Genomic DNA, 21,228 nt, shown 5'->3' on the forward strand with positions numbered 1-21,228 from the left:
AACCAGGAGCATAGTAGTAGTGTAAAACGAGAATATGACAATTCAAGGGAGTGGATATAATATGTACGTTTGCAATCCTATTAACATGGAATATAAATATCAGTTTATCGAAGGAGCAGGAAAAATGCTTACTTTTAGGGAAGCTGCTGATCCTTCTATGATTCTATTTCATGGAAAATACTTTATGTTTCCCTCAATGACAGCGGGATTTCTTGTAAGCGATAATCTGCATGACTGGGAATTTTATCCTTTGAAGGGTTTGCCCATTCATGATTATGCTCCGGATGTGCGGGTTATCGGGGAGTATATGTATTTTTCTGCATCAAGTCGATCGAAGAATTGCTCTTTCTACAGAACAAAAGATCCGATTAGCGGTGCGTTTGAGGAAATAGAAGGTACATTTCCTTTCTGGGATCCAAATCTATTTGTAGATGATGATGGAAGGATTTATTTTTACTGGGGATGTTCCAGCCAAACGCCTATCTATGGGGTCGAGGTGGATCCAAGGGATATGAAACCCAAAGGGGAGCCGCTAGAACTGATCTATAGCAATACTACGGTTATTGGTTATGAGAGAAATGGCGAAAATCATATCCCAAAAACGCTTGAGCAAATTGAGGAGGTAGTGCAAGGCTATGCAAATGCAAATCCGGGTATTCCTGATGAGCATCTGAATATGATTAGACAGGCGGTAGGGAATGATCCATACATTGAAGGCGCATGGATGGATAAGCATAATGGAAAATACTATCTTCAATATTCTAGCCCTGGAACGGAGTGTAACGTTTATTCAGATGGGGTCTACGTATCCGATAAACCATTAGGACCGTTTACGCTGGCGAATAATAATCCTTTCTCCTACAAGCCGGGGGGGTTCATCCCAGGTGCTGGGCACGGATCGACAATGGAAGATAAATACGGGAATCTTTGGCATTCTTCAACCATGAGAATCAGCATCAATTATATCTTTGAAAGAAGACTGGGGTTATGGCCTGCAGGCTTCGATAAGGACGGGGAATTATTCTGCAATCAGCGATTTGGGGACTGGCCCTTCAGGATCGAACAGGCACAGATGAATCCATGGGACAAGCCGGAATGGATGCTGTTGTCTTACAATAAACCCGCTAAGGCATCTTCCTTTATAGAAGGAAAAGAAGCTTCGAAAGCGACGGATGAGAATGTTCAAACATGGTGGCAAGCAGGCTCTAATGCTTCTGGAGAATGGATCGAAGTAGATTTGAAGCATCCATGCGATGTACATGCCATACAAATCAATTTTGCCGACGATCAATTGAATCTTTCGCTTCCAGAGGGAGCAGCTATGATAGAAGGGCGATTCATCGACGAACGTCAGCATTACACCAGATGGGTTCTCGAAGGATCAGTGGATGGAAAAGACTATTTTGTAATTGAGGATAAGTCGGATGCAAATACTGATTTGTCACATGATCTCATAGTGAAAGAAGACGGAATAAAGGCAAGGTATCTCCGGTGCATTGTAAAGGAGCTTCCTTTTAACCAACAGGCATGTATTTCGGGTTTTCGCGTGTTCGGGATTGGTGTTGGAGAACTCCCTGATAAAACAAGCGAAATCCAACTCGAACTTTTAGGTGACCTTGATCTTTCGGTTTCCTGGAAGAGTGTTGAAACGGTCGGCTACAACGTGCTCTGGGGATTTGCTCCGGATAAACTGTATCATAGTCACATGATATTCGGAAGAAATCAGATGGTAATTAAGGCATTAATCAAAGGTCAGCCGTTATATGTCCGGGTGGATAGTTTTAATGAGATCGGGATAACTGAAGGCGAAGTTTACAAGGCGATCTAATAAGTCCAGCACGAAAGGAGATGTTTGAAATGAATAGAGATCTTAAAGAAATCATCTCACGGATGACCTTGGAAGAGAAAGTAAGATTATGCTCAGGAGTAGGCGCTTGGAATACAGCTGCTCTTCCTGAACACGAAATACCAGCGCTAATGCTCACAGACGGGCCGCATGGTCTAAGAAAACAATCGGGAGCGCAAGATCATATGGGGTTGAACGACAGTGTGCCAGCAACTTGTTTTCCTACAGCAGCAGGACTAGCCAGTTCTTGGAATAAGACTTTATTAGAACAAGTTGGAGCTGCACTTGGCGAAGAATGTCAGGCAGAAGATGTTCACATTCTCCTTGGACCCGGGACAAATATCAAACGATCACCGCTGTGCGGAAGAAACTTTGAGTACTTCTCTGAGGACCCCTACTTATCATCTGAATTAACGACTAGGTATGTTCAAGGCGTTCAAAGTCAAGGGGTAGGAACGTCACTTAAACATTTTGCAGTAAATAACCAGGAAACGAAACGATTCAATATCAATGTCATTCTTGATGAGCGAACTTTACGTGAGATTTATCTTGCGAGCTTCGAAAATGTAATAAAAGAAGCACAGCCGTGGAGTGTAATGGCCGCTTATAACAAGATTAATGGTGAATATTGCACACAAAACGAGAAATTGTTAAATGATATTTTAAGAGAGGAATGGGGGTTTGAAGGAATAGTTGTCTCTGACTGGGGGGCTGTTAGTGAGAGGGGTGTTGCACTGTCAGCAGGCATGGATCTGGAAATGCCCGACAGCAATGGTATAGGTAGCGAGAAGATTATTAACGCCGTGCGCAGTGGTAATATGTCTGAAGAAATCTTGGATGTTGCTGTTGAAAGAATTCTTTCAACAATATATAAAGCGATAGACAATAAAAAGTATCACGCAACCTATAATCAAAAAGCTCATCACCAATTCGCTAGATCCGTAGCAGCAGAGAGCATGGTGTTATTGAAAAATGACGATCAGCTTCTCCCACTTCAAAAACAAGGAAAACTCGCAGTAATCGGCGCCTTTGCAAAGCATCCAAGATACCAAGGCGCAGGGAGTTCACGAGTAAATCCTACACAGTTAGAAGTTCCAATGGACGAAATAGCTAAAACAGCGTCGCAAGCACGAGTACAATATGCTGAAGGTTATTCATTGGACTCAGGCGAGATTAATGCTCAATTGATTCAGGAAGCTAAAAAGGTTGCTGGGGAATCGGAAGTAGCAATTTTGTTCGTTGGACTGCCAGAGAAATACGATGCTGAAGGTGTGGACAGAGAGCACTTAAAGCTTCCAGATAATCAGAATGCTTTAATAGAAGCAGTTACCGAGATTCAGAGCAACACTGTCATTGTTCTATTAAATGGTTCTGCTGTTGAAATGCCATGGATTCACAAGGTAAAGGGGGTGCTTGAAGCATATTTGGGTGGACAAGGGATGGCTGGTGCTGTAGCTGATATTCTTTTTGGTGATAAGAATCCATCCGGAAAACTCGCGGAAACCTTCCCAGTTCAACTGAGCCAAACCCCGTCTTACATTAACTTTCCGGGTGAAGGTGACCAGGTAGAGTATAGAGAAGGCCTATTCGTAGGTTATCGTTATTACGATAAAGTTGAGATTGAACCTTTATTCCCGTTTGGGCATGGTCTCTCCTATACCACGTTTGAATATTCCGAGCTTCAATTGAATAAGAAAGAAATTACAGATTCCGAAGAAGTCATAGTCTCGGTAAAGGTGAAGAATACAGGAGGCAGAGCAGGGAAAGAAATTGTACAACTCTACGTGCAGGATATTGTGTCTAGTGTGATCAGACCTGTTAAAGAATTAAAGGCCTTTGAAAAAATTGAGTTGGCTCCAGGAGAGGAAAAGCTGGTTATTTTTAAACTGGGGAAACGTGCGTTTGCTTATTATAACGTTGAATTAAAGGATTGGCATGTGGAGAGCGGTGAATTTGAACTTTTTATTGGTAAATCATCTGAAGAGATCGTTCTGCAAGATACAATCAAGGTCAATTCATCAGTTAGATTACGCAAGAAATATACCTTAGATTCTACCTTAGGCGATATTAAGTCTGAACCAGCCGCAGCTTCATTTATTTCATCGTTATTGACAGGGATGGGCTTCGGAAACTCTGGATCTGAGGGGCCATTTGGAATGGATATGGAATCTTTACTGAACAGTATTAAGCTCAGAATTATTGAGAACCAAAGAGCAATGCCGAAGGAACAGCTGGAGCAATTTCTTGCATATTTAAATGAGGACTAGAAGGCTAGAAAAATTAGATAAGCCCAGAGAGGGGTATTGTGATGATTGGAATTTGGAACAGTAAAATTGAAACAGAACTAGCTAGTATTAAATTTATCTTTCAAATTGAGGACCTGAACGAATTGCAGCTCCGTGTCTGGTCTGAGCCCGTCCCTATGGTTGAGATAGATGAGACGGTTATAGAGGGAAATCATCTTTTTGCTAAGGGACATAATAAATATGTGCCTGGTATCCTTACGTTCGATTTATATTTTGAAGAAAACTCTTTTACCGGAAAATTAAATATGATGGGTCAAGAACTCCAACTGATCGGTGAAAAAGGTAGAGGAACCGCTCTGTCCGAAGAGTTTGCAGCTCTAGCGGAAAAGATCCGTAAATCTGATCTAAGTCCCCGAACAGATGCGGAGATAAAAGAAGAAGTTGATAAGCTGCTAAGCAAGATGTCTCTAGAAGATAAAATTGGGCAAATGAGCCAGTGTTTATCGTCCAATCACTCTTTTGGCGGTGAAGTGGAATCTGCACCACCTGAAGTATTAGTTGCAGAAGGAAAAGCAGGCTCTATTCTTGGAGCATTTGATCTAAAGCGTATATATGAGCTGCAGAAGATTGCGGTAGAACAGTCTCCTCATAAAATTCCGTTATTCTTCAACGCGGATATTATCCATGGATTTCAGACTATTTTTCCTGTTCCGCTGGCATGGTCATGTAGTTGGGACATGGAATTAATTAAAGATGCTTGTTCCATTGCAGCAAAGGAAGCGACTGCTTCTGGCAATACCTATAATCACGGACCTATGGTTGATTTGACCAGGGATCCACGTTGGGGACGTGTCGTAGAAGGAGCGGGAGAAGATCCATACCTTGGAGCTCAAATCGCTAAGGCTCAGGTTGAGGGATTTCAAGGAGATAGTTTGTTTAGTGACGAAACCTTGATTGCTTGCCTGAAGCATTTTATTGGCTACGGAGGGACTGAAGGAGGACGTGACTACAATACTGTGGATATCTCCGAGGGAACACTCCGGAATTTCCATTTGCCAGCATTCCAAGCGGGTATAGAGGCAGGGGCGGGTTCAGTGATGAATGCCTTCAATATTTATCAAGGTGTGCCTGTGGCCGGGAATTCATTCTTGCTTCGTGAGTTGCTGCGTGAAGAGCTTGGATTTGAGGGAATGTTAATCTCGGATTATGGTTCCGTGGAAGAAATACAGATTCATGGAGCAGCCCGGGATAAAAGAGAAGCGGCGGCTATGGCTATTAATGCTACGATGGATATTGAGATGGTCACAAGAGTGTATGCTGAGGAGCTCCCTCGCCTAGTAGAAGCTGGTACTATTAAAGAGGAACAACTTAATGACGCTGTTCGTCGGATTCTAATTTACAAATATAAAATAGGAATTATGGATGATCCCTATCGTTATATCCAGCCAGAGAAAGAAGTTCAACTCCATCTTCATCCAGATCATTTGGAGAAGAGTAGAGAATTAGCTCGTAAATCGGTTGTATTACTTAAAAATAACGGAGTGCTCCCTCTGGAAAGAGAACAAAAGGTTGCAGTAATTGGGCCTTTTGGTGCGAGCAGAGATTTGCTTGGACCTTGGCAATACTCCCAATATGCTTACGAGACCATATCCTTATTACAAGGGATATCGGCTAAAGGGTTGGACAAGAGCCAGCTGAAATACGTGCAGGGATGTGGTGTAGAGGCAGGTATTGAAAACGGTATCGAGGAAGCCATTATGGCTGCCAAGGAGTCAGATGTCATTGTTCTCGCATTAGGTGAACACAGCGATATGAGTGGAGAAGCAGCTTCGCGGACAGATATTACACTCCCAGCGGTTCAGATGAAATTGGCTGAAGCGGTTGTAGCAACAGGAAAGCCAGTTGTTCTGGTATTAACTAACGGCAGGCCTCTTGCGCTTAATTGGTTTGAACAGCATACGGATGCGATTGTTGAAACGTGGTTTTTGGGTTCCCAGGCAGGTCATGCCATAGCCGACGTTTTATTTGGTGACTACAATCCATCTGGTAAACTCACAATGAGCTTTCCACAGAACGTAGGGCAAGTGCCGGTGTATTACAATCATTTTAAAACTGGACGTCCAGTGACGAATGCAACTCGGGATCAGAAATATATTTCAAAATATATTGATTGTCCTAATGATCCGTTATACCCGTTCGGATACGGACTTAGTTATTCCAAATTTCAATACTCGGATCTCCATTTAGACTTACCAAAGATGACCCGGAAAGAAGTACTTCATGCGAGCGTGAAAGTTACCAACTCTGGGGTGTATGCGGGTGAGGAGGTCGTTCAACTCTATATTCAAGATCTATACGGTAGCACAGTTCGTCCGGTCAAAGAACTCAAGGGCTTCCGCAAAATCTGGCTGGAGCCGGGACAGAGTCAAGAAGTCTTATTCCAGATTGCTGAAAGGGACTTGGTCTACTACACAGGCAATCGAAGTTATGAAGCGGAACCCGGCGAGTTCAAGCTCTACGTTGGCTCTAATTCCCGCGATGTATTGGAAGCAGACTTCGAACTAGTAGAGACAGAGGCATCTTGATAATTGAAACTATATAGATTGAAAAGCTGACAATTGCAATGAAATAAACAAATAGCACGCGCATATATGAAAGATATTTGGCTGTGCGTTTGCATTTGGAAGGCTGGACCCTAACCGAAATTGCAGACATTTTGGGCAGTACTTTCTTACAATTAACGGGTATTGGAACGATAGTTGCAACCAAGGACTTTCAGGCTTGGAATTTGGTGAATATCTTGGTGGCATTCGAAAACTTTCCGACGAACAAGAAGAACGGCTGAAAGAAACGATTGCAAGCCAAAGACCTGTGGATGTTGGATTCGAGGCCAAGTACACTGGGATTTTTAAAGATTATCCGCTCCTGAATTCTTTGCGAGTTCGGCCAGAAGTATACGCTAAAAGGAATCTCTAAAATGCTGAATCGGCTTGGTTTTAGCTTTACGGACGCCACGTATACCCTGGTACGAGCCAACAAAGAGGAACAGAAACAATTCAGGGAGGTCACTTTACCTGAGCTTAAAGAGCAGTTGAATCAGGGAAAGATCGACCATCTCATGATCCGAGTCTATTTGGCTTTGCAGACCCGTCGGAGAAGAGGAAAAGGTTCCAGCTCGTTTTTTTACCCAAGTACAGTCCTGAACTTAATCCCGTTGAAGGGTTATGGAAATGGCTTAAACAAGATGTCGTAAACAATTCTTTTATCACAAGTTTTACATCATCCGCTCTCATGTCGCAGCATTTATGAAACGGGTCAATAATTGGTCTCTTGAAGTAATTGATCACTTACTGGTTCGGGTGTGAAGTTTTTCAGTTCAATCTATATAGTTGAAGAGACAAACGATGTTTTATTAATAACTCAACTTTCGCAGCTCAAATCCCCAAACAAATCCTTGATGTAGCTGGGCAAACCAGAGATCCAGTCTTGTAGTTGACAAAAAACGTCCGTTTTGTTCTGTTCTGTTTTTGCTTGAGACATGTCGAGAAATAAACTCATCAGTTGCTGAAGCGCCGTCTGGAAGTCCAGATCGCGAACCTCATCGGCAAAGAGAAAAAAGAGTCCTCCTAGTGTGCGGTCATCACTGGTTTCACGCCGTTCATATTCCATCGCCAAATAACGGCTGAAGACAACCGTCGTGTGGCTAATTAGTTGGTCAAAAGAGCGTCCTTGAAATTCGGTTACCAGTTTCAAATAGCTCTTTGTCACTTTAAAAAAGGTCTCAATACTCCAACGCATGCCGTAAATTCGTACAATTTCCGCCGCATCCAGCGTGACGTCTGTACTTAAAATGGTAAGCCATTCTCGTCGTTGATTCCGGTTGCGCACAAAAACAAGCTTCACGGGCAGACCGCACGAAGTTTGCACGACCACGGAGTCTTTGATGTCTTTTGTACTCGATTTGGGCAGGGTTTGAAACACGGCACTTAACGTCATTCGCTGTCCCTGTACGAGATATCGCTGCTTCATTTCTTTAATCATTCCAATCACAGGCAGACCTCTGCTTGTGAGCTCACGAAGCAGTGGAGCCTGCGTAAACCAACTGTCCATCAGCACGTAATCCGCCGTGAAACCGACCTTTATAGCCCGATCTAACAAGCCTACAACTGCATCAGGCTTACGGAAAAAAGACTCCATTCGTCGTTTATATCCATGGCTGCGTTTGCAGAGATGGGCAGCCATTTCGCAAAAACGATTGGCCCGTTTGGCGGAAGACAGCATGACAAAATCCAGCGGCGCAAAGCTAAAACCGTCCGACCAACCGAGCGTGAGCATCGTGTAGCCTTTAATGTACCTGCCTGCGGCATGGTCAAACACACGTGCCAAGAGCTCTGCTTTTTTACTCCGATTTCGGCTAAGCACTGAATCGTCAACGATAAATACACGCACTCGTTTGGAGGAAATGAGTGATTCAAAATGGCCTACGATCCGAAGGCTTAACGTCTGCGAAAATCGCCGCCAGGCAAATGAAGATTGATTCAAGAATCGATAGACAACATCTTTGCCCGGCAGATCGGCTCCACGGTCACTTTCCAGAAGGCGAAACCAATTCTTCCCTTCAAAAACCAACGAGAACACCATTCGAAAAATGGCTAAACTGGAGAGCCCAAATGATTTGGAAATGCCTGCATGCCGCAAGGCTTTCCCGATGTGAAGTGAAACAAAAAGTTTAGAAAAACGAGACTGTTCAGACAGGGAATGTTGTTGTAACATAGGGTTACACACCTTTCTTGTTCATGGTTGGTCGTACTTCCATGAAACCAAACAAGCGAGGTGTTTTTTGTCAATAGTAATAGCGATATTGAATTATTCTTACACCCACAAGGGGTTAGCTTGATATTCCAGGTGCGAAAGTTGAGTTAATAAGATATAAAAAATATAAAATTATGATATAGAAACACGTTATTTCACGTGATTTTAGTCTCAATCGATGATATAACCCACACTGCAATCAAACGCAAAAAAGACTGGATGCTGGTTGACGATTCACTCAACCAATTCTCCAGTCTTTTTCTAATTAACACAACTTAAAATGAAATGTGCGCCAAAAATAATTATTTACTGTTCGTTCTAGAAATGATATGCTAACAGCAAGTTAGATCTAACTACTTTTTTTTGCATAATATAGAACGATCGTTCTCGAAACTGAAATTACACTAATCTAAAGAATATGAGGGAGAGAATAAGATGAAATACACAGTGATTACAGGAGCAAGTTCAGGAATTGGATATGAAACAGCATTGGCATTTGCAGCACGTGGCAAAAACTTGATTTTGGTAGCTAGAAGATTGGATAAGCTTGAAGACCTTAAATCGACTATTCAGGGTATCGACCCTAAAGTAAATGTTGTCGTTCACACAAGCGACCTGTCTGTTACCGCAGAGGCGTACACGCTATATAACGATTTGAAGGAATATGAAATTGAGACTTGGATCAATAATGCAGGGCTTGGAGAAGGCTCGTTCATTGCTGAACAGAATTTGGATAAAGTGGAGACGATGCTGCGTGTTAACATCGAATCTTTAACCATTCTATCTACACTGTATGTGCGAGATTATGCGAATGTGGAAGGCACTCAATTGATTAACGTCTCATCCGCACTCGGATATGCCATTGCTGTAGGCAGTGTTGCTTATTCTGCATCGAAATACTACGTTAGTGCCTTCACAGAAGGTCTTGCCAAAGAACTGGAACTGAAAGGTGCAAAACTAAAAGCGAAGATCCTGGCACCAGCGATCACGGAAACAGAATTTGTACAAAAATCAATAGATGCTGAAGGATTTGATTACAAAGCAAACATGTCTAAGTACCACACTGCTAAAGAAATGGCAGGCTTCATGATCAATCTGTATGATCAAAACGAAGTGGTTGTAGGGATTGTAGATCAGAACTATGAGTTCCAACTGACAGGTGCGATCTACCCGGTGATTTCAGAATTGAATTAATACAGCAGAATCCATAGGATACATTTACAAAATCTCAAAAAAAAAAGAGGAGTTTTAGCTAATCCAGATTTGGTGGAACGACTTCAACAAGGTGCGCCATTGAATGAAGCAGATCCGACAACATTCTTTGGATTGGGAAGTAAGGGCTACACGGATTACGTTGGAAGAATTAAAGTCGCATGAGGGACAGTACTAGCACAAACCATGGAGCATGGCGTACAACTGAACATTGCGCGCCATGTTCCTACATAAGTTGAACTAATCATTTTACACGATAACAGCGAATGGAAGGTTGTTCTGTCATCGTAGTGTCAGTATAAATAATATTTAGTTCAACTTATATAGTCTATAAGCAAAGGAAGAGGATAAATGATGAGAGCAGCTCAAATACAGAAATACTCCAAAAAAATCCAAGTGGAAATCAATGATATTGAGATACCTCAGATTCATAGCCGTGAGGTCCTTGTCAGAGTAAAAGCTGCGGGTGTAAATCCGCTGGATATCTTGAATATGAATGGCAGTGTTCGGATGATTGCCGACTATACGTTACCTTTAACTTTAGGGAATGAATTATCTGGTGTCATTGAAGCTGTCGGTGATGATGTTTCGAATTTTAAAGTAGGGGACTCGGTTTATACCAGGTTGCCACTGAATAAAATTGGTGCTTTTGCTGAATATGCAGCTGTACATGAGGATGCCTTATCCATTATGCCTGAAAATCTATCTTTTATCGAAGCTGCTGCAGTACCCCTTACTGCCTTGACCGCATATCAAGCATTGCATGATGTACTCCGAGCTGAACCGAATAAAAAGTTGTTTATTCCTGGCGGAACTGGTGGATTCGGTGCGATGGCCATCCCGATTGCCAAGTCCATGGGATTAACGGTGATTACAAGTGGCAGTGAGAGGGGCAGAGCGCGTAGTTTATCCATTGGAGCAGATCAATTCATTAATTATAAGACTGAGCGTTATGCTGATATTCTATCCGATATCGATTATGTCATTGACACATTGGGTGCGGACGAGATTAAAGCTGAACTGAGCATTTTGAAACCACAGGGGAAATTAGTCTCTTTGAAGGCAGGACCCAATTATCGCTTTGCAGTGGACAGTCAATTCCCGTTGTGGAAAAGGGCATTGTTTGGTCTCGTAGGTGCGCGCTTGGATTCCATGGCACGTAAGACTGAAACTGAATATCGTTTTTTATTCGTGCACTCTAGTGGAGTTCAATTGCAAGAGATTACAGCTCTTGTAGAAAAAGAAGACATTAAACCTTCGATCGATTCTACGTATACGTTTGATGACATTGAAAAGGCATTGATTAAAGTGTCCACGGGTCACTCCCAGGGTAAAGTCATTGTTACCTTTTAAAGGCTCGTTAAGATGATGCTCGTGTTATTTAATGTTCGTTTTCTGAACAGGAGGGAAACCAATGGCGAGAAGCAAAGAGTTCGAAGAGTCTGTTGTACTGGATAAAGCGATGAGACTTTTTTGGGAACAGGGCTATGAGAAGACGTCTATGACGGATCTGGTTAATCATATGGGAATTCATCGTAAAAGCTTGTATGACACATTTGGTGACAAACATACCTTGTTTCTAAAGTCAGTAGATCTGTATGATCACAAAATCAGCTCCGCTCTTGCAGCAGGCGTAAAGCGTTCTCAAACGGCAACTGAAGCACTTCAGTTTATATTTCTTTCTTTAATTCATGGAGAGGAATCTCCAGCATCAGGCTGCTTCATTGTTAATTCGACGGTAGAATTGGCGGCACGTGATAAAGACATGAACCACCGATCGACGGAGATGTTTGCAAATACGGAGAAACTAATCAAGGACATTATTGTGTGGGGACAGCAAGAAGGTGAATTCACAACGGAGTACAACGCCGAGGTATTGGCGGAATATCTGCATAATGTAGGCGTTGGGCTCAGGGTGATGGCAAAGACTTCGATGACCAAGGAAAAACCGCTTCGTATAGCGATGTTATCCGCGGATCTCATACGAAGGTAGTCTATTTTTTTCACATTAAAAGAATGTTCGTTCTAATATGGTTGTTCCAGATGAAATATATTTATAGAAAAGAGAGGCAGGTAACGATATGAGAAAGACAGTTCTAATCACAGGGGTATCGGGTGGGATTGGTAAAGAGTTAGCAGAGCGGTTTGCCAAAGGTGGACATCATATTGTGCTGGTAGCACGAAGTGAGGGTAAAATACAGGATCTAGCTCAGGAGTATCAGAAAAAGTATGGCATTCAGGCGACGGTTATTGCCAAAGATGTAGCGGCACCTGGGGTACCAAAGGAGATTTATCATGAGCTGAAGGAAAAGGGCATTGTTGTTGACTATCTTGTCAACAATGCAGGTTTCGGTCTGTTCGGGACGTTTATGGAAACGGATATGGAACAAGAAGTTAATATGATTGACGTGAATATCAAGGCTTTAACCGTCATGACAAAGCTATTCTTGCCGGATATGATACAACGTGGACACGGCGGTGTGATGAATGTGGCTTCGTTGGTAGGTTTTTTCCCTGGACCGATGATGTCGGTATATTATGCAACAAAGGCATATGTGCTATCATTCACCGAGGCTTTGGAGAATGAAGTAAGCGGAACGGGTGTTACGGTAACGGCACTGTGTCCAGGCCTGACATCCACTGGATTTGTTGATCGTTCGGGTATGGGTGTCTCGAAGATGTTGCAGGGCCCGATCATGGAAGCAGGACAGGTCGCTGAAGAAGGGTATCAAGGCTTCTTACGTGGCAAGACGTTAATTATGCCTGGTGCTCGAAATCGATTCATCGCGTTTATGCCTCGGTTGTTGCCGCGTAAGATGATGACTCGCATGATAAGATCCTCACAGGACAAGACAGGACATTAAACATTAAAAAAGGAGCTGGTCGACATGAATTTTTATGATTCCCCCCAGGCAACCGTTTCATGGAATGAGGATAATAAGGTAGTTGTTTTGCAATGGAAGAGCTTTGCGCAAGGTGAACAATATCGTACACCACTAGATAAATTGTTGGAGTTAGCGGTGCAAAAACGCTCGAATAAGGCGTTATACGATAGCCGTCACTTGGCCTTTATTTCGCCAGATGACCAAGAATGGGTTGCACAAGAGTGGTATCCGAGATCACTCGAAGCAGGACTTAAGTATTCAGCACTGCTTGTTCCTCATAAAGCGATAGCTAAATCGAGTGCAAACCGAATGCTCTCAGGAATGGACATATCCAATCCATCTCAAGAATTCCATGACTTAGATGAGGCATTTCATTGGCTGGCAGCTGTAAAATGAGAAGGCCTTCATCGTCCCTTTTACGACAAACATACACAAAAACAGGAGGGAACTGAAGGGCACAAATTGAATTTTCTCAATCTCGAACAACTCAGCTATTGTCGACATGTTTAGGGTTTTGTAAAAAGCTTTTCAAAAATAAAATAGGTTCATTGGAATTCATAGGGGATTGTCACTCTTGTTCAGAATGAGTTCAGCCTTAACGAAGTGTTTATGATGTTGAAATTTGTGTTTTATCTTGGTTCCAAATAATTTCCCTGCAAAATAAGCAAAGGTAATAACTAAGGAATTAATGAGCATAAATCTGAAGAAAATCTAAAGAATACATAAGCAAAGCGAAACAACTGCGTTCAAGAGAAAAAGCCTTGCCAACTTAATGGCAAGACTTGAATAGGTGCACATATTTAGGAGCGGTGATCAAGTGATATGAATTTCTGAATATCAAATAAAAATAAAGTTTGTTTCAAAAAGGAACGTATAAGCGAGCTCGAGTTGATTACCTATATCTTTATCTGCAAGGAAGAGGATGAGCATCAAAGAAGAGCCGAGACGTCATAATGACGACTCAGCTCTTTTTTATGTCCCAGGGGATCAGACTTCTTTGAAATTAGTTTAATGTAGGAAGTAGAACCATCTGAATTTGGTACCAGCAACAAAAAACAAAACAATCCATCCCCATAAAAACAACAAACGTAGAGGTCGTGGAATCAGGAGATATTCTGAGTACAATTTGCTGAAAAGTTTCATTACAGTAGTGACCACCCCTGCTAAGTTACTCCCTTATATCCGCTTTCGCAAGAAAAAGAAGTAAGAAGATAAGATAACCAAGATCCCAATAAGTCTATATACCGTGGCGTAGGCTTCAAGGTTGCTTCTGGCAATTACAAATCCGATGATCGAAATAGATAATATCAAAAGACCAAAGGTGTTTTTATTACTCAGATACAGAACCTCCAATTATATCAAAAGTAGGTATATTATATCATAATAAACACCAGAGAAACTTTTGTATCAGATTCAGCCATACCTACTCATTCAATAAATAAATCGAACGATATGATGCTGGCATGCCAATATATAGTGTAAGGAGGAGGGGGATGGATAATGAGTGAGCAAGATGAGTACATAGAACTTGTAACGTTAATACGGGCGGGGCATGAAGAAGCATATGGAGAATTATATGAGAAAACAGTGACGAGGATATATCAAACTGTGCGATTTCTCATCAAGGACAAGTCTGACGCGGAGGATGTGGTACAGGAGATTTACATTCAGGCGTATCGATCATTGGCGCGATATGATGCGGAGCGTGCTTTTCGTCCCTGGTTGATGGGGGTGACGATGCGACAGGTTCAGAGTTATCGACGCAAAAGGTTAATGCAGTTTCGGTTTAGCAAGCGGATCGAAAAATCTGACGTTGGTATGGAATATGATTTTTCCACTGATCTGGTCAACAAACTGGCAAATCGTCCTCTGCTGGAACAGGTTCACCGTTTGCCGTACAAGCTGCAGCAGGTGGTTACACTTCATTATTTGAATGAATACACGCAAGAGGAGATTGCTGGCATATTGGAGATTCCGCTTGGAACCGTAAAATCGCGTATACATGCGGCGCTGGCGAAGTTGAGATTGAAAGAGAAGATGAATCCGAGATTGCGGGGAAAGGTGGAGGATCTGCATGAAACTCGATGAACAGTTGCGAAAAGCCTACCAGGAAGAAACCAAAGACTGGTCCATCTCTGCGAGGATTAAACACAAAATGATGGATAGTATTCGAAATGATTCACACATCAGAAGAAATCGAAAAAAATGGCTGGTCACTGGGCTATTGGCTGTTGTACTAATTGTTCCCACCGGAGCCTACGCAGGGTACACCTATCTCGCAGACGGAATATATGGTTCACAGGAAAATGTTGCTGCTATGGGGGGAACAGCTGAGGATTATATGAGGTTGGAAGCAAAGCTGCAGACGGCCAAGGCCCATTTCAGCGAAGAAGAATTTGTTCAATATATGGACCTGCTGAAGCAAATGGGGCAAATGTCTCTGAAGTATGCCGATTCTCAGGGCAATATGCATCCAGAGCAGTGGAATACAGTGGAGCAGGAACGATATAACCTTCTTGTAGCTGAGCTGGAACCGTTTTTTGAGAAGCTGGAAACTGTGAGTGTAGGGCCCTCCATAAAACGGATGGACGAGCAGCAATTTTGGACGGAACAGTTGGAACAAGCAGAGAAGACATTTACCAAGGAACAATATCGTGAGTTCAAATCTGTGTATGAACAAATGAAGGCGTATGAAGTGATGGTGGTAGACAAGGATGGAAGCATTCATGATGAGCGCTTGTCAGTGGAACAGAAGGATGATTTGAGGCAATTAAGAGAGCGACTTATTCCGTATTTGGAGAAGTTGGGGCTTGATGTGCGGTGAAGCAAGTAAAAACGGTTTGTACGAGAAGAAGCGGAGAAGTGAATTCTTTCGCTTCTTTCTTGTTGTTGTGATCCATTACTTCCTCCCCTGCACCTTCAGCCGATATTGATGTGGTGTAGAGCCTGTGGTAGTACGGAATACTTTGCAAAAGTAGGAGGGGCTAGTCATACCGACACGGTGACCGATTTCGGGAACGGTGAGCGAGGAACGTGTGAGCAACACACAGGCATGACGAATGCGGGTGGCTTGAGCATAAGCAACGATGGTGGTGCCGGTCGCTTTTTTGAATACATGAGACAGATGATAGGGGGATAGATGAAGTGTATCTGAGATATGCTCCAAACGGAAAGACTCTTGGTAATGCTGCTCAATCCATTGCATGATGGCTTCGGCATGAGGGTGAAGAACGTTTGCACTGGACGAGAGTACATCTTGGGAGCAGTGTTGCTGCCCCTCCCGCCAAAGATATCGAAGTTGTGCGAGCAGTTCCAATAAAAAGAGGCGTGTATCCTCCTCTATTTCATGAGGAAGCAGACCTGGATACGTATCTGCATATTGTTCCATTCGTTGAACGAGTGGGGATGTGGCAGCAAGTCGGATGGGCTGAATGGGGGATTGCTCTTCCAGCAGATCCTCTATGAAGTCGTGAGTAACAATAAATTGGGGCCAATGTGCCTTCAGTAGATTAAGTTCAACCATGAGTACATTTCGAATGAAAGGCTGCTGTCTGGATACTTGAATTTGGATGTGGTGCAATTGAAAAGGTCGAAAAAACATGAGCATACCGGGTTCAAGGGAGAAAACCTGACCTTCGGTTATCAACTGCCCATATCCTTCGTGAATATAGGTTATCTCCAGCTGCGAATGAGCATGGAACACTTCGCGAGACGTAGTGTTGGATGTACGACGACAGACCAGACTAAATTGTTCTCCCAGGAAGATGGACATCATGAATGCCTCCCTTATCATGCGCAAGATAGTTTTATTTTAGCACAAGATGAACGCATAAAAGCGCTTTATTATTGTGTATTGTGAAGGGAATAAGGGAGGTATGTAACGATGTTAAAAGTGGCGATTATCGGAGCAGGTGCAATTAGTGGAGCACATATCTCAGCATATTTGGCGTTCCCTGAGCGATGTCAGATTGTTGCTGTGGTCGATATGTACGTGGATAAGGCAGAGAAGCGAATTAACGAATATGGGCTGGAAGATGCACAAGCCGTTACGGATTACACAGAGTTATTTGCCCAAAACATTGATCTGGTATCAGTCTGTACACCGCCGTATACCCATGCCCCAATTGCATGTGATTTCATGCATGCAGGTGCGCATGTGTTAGTCGAAAAACCGATGGCATCTTCCCTGGAGGAAGCGGATCTGATGTTGAGAGCAGCGCAAGCAAGTGGCAAGTTACTATCTGTAGTAGCACAGAATCGGTTTACAACACCGATGATGAAACTGAAAGGTGTGCTGGACAGTAAACGGATGGGGCCTATTGTACATGTGCAGGTTGATTCGTTCTGGTGGCGGGGCCACAATTATTATGATCTGTGGTGGCGCGGGACATGGGAAAAAGAAGGCGGAGGCTGTACCCTTAATCATGCGGTGCATCATATTGATGCCATGCTCTGGATGATGGGACCTCCAGTGGAACTACAGGCGATGATGGCAAATACGGCACATGATAATGCCGAAGTTGAGGATATATCCATGGCGATGCTTCGCTTCCAGGAAGGGGCGCTTGGCATGATTACCAGTTCCGTTGTACATCACGGAGAGGAGCAACAGTTAATTTTTCAGGGCAAAGAAGCCCGGGTATCTGCACCTTGGAAAGTGGTTGCTTCTACCGCGCGGAATAACGGATTTCCGGAACCGAATCGTGAGTTGGAACACCAGATTCAGAAGCTCGCTGACGAATTACCGGATGTTACTCATGTCGGTCACGCTGGGCAAGTTGAGAATGTGTTAAATGCTATTGAGACAGGATCTCCCCTTCTGGTGGATGGCCAAAGTGGTCGGAATACGCTTGAACTGATTGTGGGTATCTATAAGTCGGCAAGTACGGGAGAAAAGGTTGTTTTTCCACTAGGGGCCGAAGACGCGTTTTACACAAGAGAAGGAATTATGCAACATGCCGTACACTTTTATGAAAAAAAGACGACGGTGGACAACTTCGAGGATTTGAGTATTACACTCGGGAGCAAGTTGGATTCGTAGTATTTTACGGGCGCAAATTGAAACGCTTTCGCATCTAGCGGATTCACGTCATCTGAGACACTCGGAGAAGATGATGCAATGTATTGAAGAGCATTTCGAATATGAGATGAGATTGGATCAGATGGCGGCAGATGTTCACTTAACCAAATCGAATGCTTCCTGCGTTTTTCATCAAAAGACAGGTAGCAGCATTACGGCGGACTACCTTACAGCTCGAAGGTCGCAGCAAGCCCACTTGCTCCTCTCCTTGAGACATTAACACTTTCGGTGGAGGAGATTGGCAGACGTGCCGGATTTCCGAACGTATGTATTACATCCAGTTATTTCGCAATTCTGCCGAGACGATCCCGCCTCAGTATCGACAACAATTTGAACGGAGCAGTAAGCATTATTTTGGTTTGCAAAATAATAGCGTTATTACGTCTGAATACACAATTAGTATTTACCGTTTGAATTAAATAAATCCCGGATGCGGATTGCACTAGCCAGTTGCTAAATGCGATACTCCACCTCCGGGATTGCACATCGGTAATCTTCAAGCTAAATAAACATTAAGGATTCCTCAAGTTGTTACAGCCACTTATCAGCCCAACGTTCCACTGCGCTTAGCGCTCTCCCCAGTTCCGTACCTTTTCGTGACAACATATATTCAGTCCGAACTGGACGTTCCGTGACCACATGGCGAACCACGAGTCCTTCTTCCTCCAATTCCTTCATTCGTTCATTCAACACACGTTTGCTCAAGTCAGGGATATAAGCGTGAATCTCACTGAAGCGTTTGGGTTCCTCCATCAACGCATGGATAATGAGGGCTACCCATTTTCGGCCAATGATCTGATAAGATTGTTCCACTTTTGTGCATATTTGCTTGGCATTCTCATCATCGCTCATGATTGTACTCCTTTGATTTAGTATTGCTTGTAATATCATTAGTATACTTATTGTAACCTACTTGTCCACAGGCCATATGTGTAAAATGTCACATGCCAATTGTTCTTAATGTTACCACATAAAGCGTTATCATCAAATAAAAACCCTATAAACACTGGAGTTCACAGGTTCGACACGATTATTGACGAATTGTGACGACAGGTGTAATATGGGTAACGTTAATTCAAATGGTTACAATTTATAACCTAAACACAGGTTGTGGAGAGAAGGAATGTTCCATGGTTGAATTCAGGTGCGTTATATAAACGGAGGCAAGGCGGGGAACACACCCACTTATTCCGTCTTTTGTCATGCTTGGATTTGAACATTTTGCAACATCATATACTATACTGCACAGATCACAGGAGGCACTCCAATGGATGCAATGACATTTGTCCTGTTCGGGGCAACAGGCGATTTAGCCAAACGCAAGATTTACCCTGCATTATATAACTTGTACATGGATCAGAAAATGCCGAAATCCTTCTCCGTTATCGGATTGGGACGACGTGAATTGTCGGATACGGACTTCCAGACCAATGTTGAAAAGTCACTGCATGAATTCTCACGTCAGACGCCGGAAGAAGCATCTCAAGTTCGTGATTTCATTGGAGCTTTCCGTTATTGTTCTTTAAATAATACGAAGCTTGAAGATTACACCAAACTGTTGGAACTGGTTCAACAGCGTGAACAAGAGCTTAACATTCCCGAAAATCGCATGTTCTACATGTCGGTGGCACCGGAATTCTTTGAGCCAATCGCATTAAACATTCAAGAGAGTGGCCTGGGTAACACCAAAGGCTGGAAGAAACTGATTATCGAAAAACCCTTCGGACACGACCTGCAATCGGCTCGTGATCTGAACGAAAAACTGAGCAATACCTTTGCGGAAGAAGAAATCTATCGCATTGACCATTTCCTCGGTAAACCGATGGTTCAAAATATTGAGACACTCACCTATGCAAATCCGGTGATTCAGGCGTTGTGGTCTAACCGTTATATTGCCAATGTACAGATTACGGCAAGTGAGACTGTAGGTGTTGAAGAACGTGCCGCGTATTACGACCAAAGCGGTGCCCTTCGTGACATGTTCCAAAACCATATGCTTCAGTTGCTGATGATGATTGGTTTGCATTTGCCAAAACGTTGCACACCCGAAGAAATTCAATTCAAAAAGCAAAAAATTGCTGAAGCACTTCGTCCGTTGACAAAAGAAAATATCGCTTCTGAAGTTGTTCGTGCGCAATATGCAGCAGGTGAGCTGCAAGGTTCCTCCGTTGTTGGATATCTGGACGAGCCTGGCATCCCAGCCGGATCTCAGAATGAGACGTATGTTGCCGCGAGACTGTGGATCGATGATCCATTCTGGAGCGAGGTTCCATTTTATATCCGTACAGGTAAACGCCTGGCTGAGAAATCCACCCGAATCGTTGTTGAGTTCAAGGCTCCACTGAAGACCGGTCATGAATCCGAAAATACAACGGAACCGAACCTGCTGACGATTGAAATTGGTCCGGGAGAAAGCATCTCGCTTCAATTAAATGCGAAGAATCCATTGAACCATGGTGAAGTGGAGCCAATGCATATGACATTCAATTCAGGTAAACGTAACATCCCTGAAGCTTACGAGAATCTGATCTTTGATGCGATGCGTGGCGATTCCACCTTCTTTGCTCACTGGAACGAAGTGGAGCTGGCATGGCAATGGGTGCAACCGATTCAGGAAGCATTTGAAGCGGTCAGCGTACCACTGGATACGTACAGTGCAGGTTCGCATGGACCTGAGTCAGCAGATCGCCTGACCGCAGCAGACGGTTACCGTTGGTGGTAAGTTAAACGAAAGAGTGAGCATAAGAGAACACAATAGTAAAAACAACTTTACAATCCGTTCTGCTCACAAATAATCATTTGCACAAATCCAAACAAACCTTTCCAAGTTAACAGGATATAGAACGAAATGTTTTATTCCCCTAGAGCTTGTACTCAGGAGCAAGTTGGATGGAAGCAAACTGCTGATATAACAAAGTAACTATTACGAATCATACCGTTCCAATTTTGCATAAGTCCTTCCGGTTATGTTTGCCGGAAGGCCGTGAAAATTTTTGAATATAGATTAGTGATTCAGTTTTAAAATGGGTTGGCTTGAACGCTGAGAATGTAGTGTAGGGGACGAAATCGATTCTGTAGAAGCAAAGCGTTCGCCTTTATCCCCGGATTTTCTCCTATATAGGAGATTCAAAAAATCTGGGGATAACA

General features: G+C 43.2%; 18 protein-coding genes and 1 pseudogene. 16 read left to right on the forward strand and 3 right to left on the reverse strand.

The genetic code is table 11. The annotated features are described in order from the left end of the window. Positions 1-61 precede the first annotated feature (61 nt). From AC6CIF_RS26225 to AC6CIF_RS26255, 7 genes and pseudogenes are all read left to right on the forward strand, one after another. The gene (locus AC6CIF_RS26225; RefSeq protein WP_498202119.1) at positions 62-1,828 is read left to right on the forward strand and encodes a family 43 glycosylhydrolase; all 1,767 of its coding nucleotides are present in this window, start codon (positions 62-64) and stop codon (positions 1,826-1,828) included. Between the two features lie 29 nt (positions 1,829-1,857). Then, positions 1,858-4,113 carry a glycoside hydrolase family 3 C-terminal domain-containing protein gene (locus AC6CIF_RS26230; RefSeq protein ID WP_498202120.1) on the forward strand — a complete coding sequence of 752 codons (2,256 nt, stop codon included), beginning with the start codon at positions 1,858-1,860 and terminating at the stop codon, positions 4,111-4,113. A 41-nt stretch (positions 4,114-4,154) separates the two neighbouring features. After that, on the forward strand, positions 4,155-6,677 hold the full coding sequence (locus tag AC6CIF_RS26235; protein WP_498202121.1) for a glycoside hydrolase family 3 N-terminal domain-containing protein: 2,523 nt from the start codon (positions 4,155-4,157) through the stop codon (positions 6,675-6,677). Positions 6,678-6,760: 83 nt separating this feature from the next. Next, a complete protein-coding gene (locus AC6CIF_RS26240) occupies positions 6,761-6,937 on the forward strand; it encodes a hypothetical protein (protein WP_498202122.1) in 177 nt (58 codons plus the stop codon). Beyond that, entirely contained in the window at positions 6,874-7,068 is a 195-nt protein-coding gene (locus AC6CIF_RS26245) for a hypothetical protein (RefSeq protein WP_498202172.1), read from the forward strand. Before AC6CIF_RS26240 ends, AC6CIF_RS26245 begins: the two co-directional genes overlap by 64 nt. Before the next feature lies 1 nt (position 7,069). Next, the gene (locus AC6CIF_RS26250; RefSeq protein ID WP_498202123.1) at positions 7,070-7,345 is read left to right on the forward strand and encodes a hypothetical protein; all 276 of its coding nucleotides are present in this window, start codon (positions 7,070-7,072) and stop codon (positions 7,343-7,345) included. After that, positions 7,300-7,401 (forward strand): annotated as a pseudogene (locus AC6CIF_RS26255) (hypothetical protein); the annotation flags it as partial. The gene AC6CIF_RS26250 and the pseudogene AC6CIF_RS26255, both read left to right, overlap by 46 nt. A 111-nt stretch (positions 7,402-7,512) precedes the next feature. On the opposite strand, the gene AC6CIF_RS26260 reads toward AC6CIF_RS26255, so the two are convergent. Beyond that, positions 7,513-8,865, reverse strand: coding sequence for an IS4 family transposase (locus tag AC6CIF_RS26260; RefSeq protein ID WP_498202124.1), 1,353 nt, complete (start codon positions 8,863-8,865; stop codon positions 7,513-7,515). A gap of 474 nt (positions 8,866-9,339) precedes the next feature. Here AC6CIF_RS26260 and AC6CIF_RS26265 point away from each other — a divergent pair, with 474 nt between their 5' ends. The 7 genes from AC6CIF_RS26265 (at position 9,340) to AC6CIF_RS26295 (ending at position 15,825) form a co-directional block, all read left to right on the forward strand. Continuing rightward, complete coding sequence (locus AC6CIF_RS26265) at positions 9,340-10,098, forward strand: SDR family NAD(P)-dependent oxidoreductase (protein ID WP_498202125.1); 759 nt, start codon at positions 9,340-9,342, stop codon at positions 10,096-10,098. A gap of 372 nt (positions 10,099-10,470) precedes the next feature. Then, positions 10,471-11,469 (forward strand): NADP-dependent oxidoreductase, encoded by a 999-nt coding sequence (locus tag AC6CIF_RS26270; RefSeq protein ID WP_498202169.1) that lies wholly within the window; start codon positions 10,471-10,473, stop codon positions 11,467-11,469. A 61-nt stretch (positions 11,470-11,530) separates the two neighbouring features. After that, on the forward strand, positions 11,531-12,109 hold the full coding sequence (locus AC6CIF_RS26275) for a TetR/AcrR family transcriptional regulator (protein WP_498202126.1): 579 nt from the start codon (positions 11,531-11,533) through the stop codon (positions 12,107-12,109). A gap of 88 nt (positions 12,110-12,197) precedes the next feature. Then, a complete protein-coding gene (locus tag AC6CIF_RS26280; protein WP_498202127.1) occupies positions 12,198-12,980 on the forward strand; it encodes an SDR family NAD(P)-dependent oxidoreductase in 783 nt (260 codons plus the stop codon). A gap of 24 nt (positions 12,981-13,004) precedes the next feature. Continuing rightward, the gene (locus AC6CIF_RS26285; protein ID WP_498202128.1) at positions 13,005-13,397 is read left to right on the forward strand and encodes a hypothetical protein; all 393 of its coding nucleotides are present in this window, start codon (positions 13,005-13,007) and stop codon (positions 13,395-13,397) included. Positions 13,398-14,501: 1,104 nt separating this feature from the next. After that, positions 14,502-15,089 (forward strand): sigma-70 family RNA polymerase sigma factor, encoded by a 588-nt coding sequence (locus AC6CIF_RS26290; RefSeq protein WP_498202129.1) that lies wholly within the window; start codon positions 14,502-14,504, stop codon positions 15,087-15,089. Next, complete coding sequence (locus tag AC6CIF_RS26295) at positions 15,076-15,825, forward strand: DUF3600 domain-containing protein (protein ID WP_498202130.1); 750 nt, start codon at positions 15,076-15,078, stop codon at positions 15,823-15,825. The genes AC6CIF_RS26290 and AC6CIF_RS26295 overlap by 14 nt, the downstream gene beginning before the upstream one ends. Before the next feature lie 75 nt (positions 15,826-15,900). Here the strand turns inward: AC6CIF_RS26295 and AC6CIF_RS26300 are convergent, their stop codons facing one another. After that, on the reverse strand, positions 15,901-16,776 hold the full coding sequence (locus AC6CIF_RS26300; protein ID WP_498202131.1) for an AraC family transcriptional regulator: 876 nt from the start codon (positions 16,774-16,776) through the stop codon (positions 15,901-15,903). A 108-nt stretch (positions 16,777-16,884) separates the two neighbouring features. Between AC6CIF_RS26300 and AC6CIF_RS26305 the strand changes: the two genes are divergently transcribed. Continuing rightward, positions 16,885-18,042, forward strand: coding sequence for a Gfo/Idh/MocA family protein (locus tag AC6CIF_RS26305; RefSeq protein WP_498202132.1), 1,158 nt, complete (start codon positions 16,885-16,887; stop codon positions 18,040-18,042). Between the two features lie 570 nt (positions 18,043-18,612). Here AC6CIF_RS26305 and AC6CIF_RS26310 read toward each other — a convergent pair. Then, positions 18,613-18,933 (reverse strand): winged helix-turn-helix transcriptional regulator, encoded by a 321-nt coding sequence (locus AC6CIF_RS26310; RefSeq protein WP_036605715.1) that lies wholly within the window; start codon positions 18,931-18,933, stop codon positions 18,613-18,615. Positions 18,934-19,348: 415 nt separating this feature from the next. Here AC6CIF_RS26310 and zwf point away from each other — a divergent pair, with 415 nt between their 5' ends. Continuing rightward, positions 19,349-20,803: a glucose-6-phosphate dehydrogenase gene (gene zwf, locus AC6CIF_RS26315; protein ID WP_498202133.1), complete on the forward strand. Its 1,455-nt coding sequence runs from the start codon at positions 19,349-19,351 to the stop codon at positions 20,801-20,803. Positions 20,804-21,228 lie beyond the last annotated feature (425 nt).

The organism is Paenibacillus sp. GQ49 (assembly GCF_059759055.1).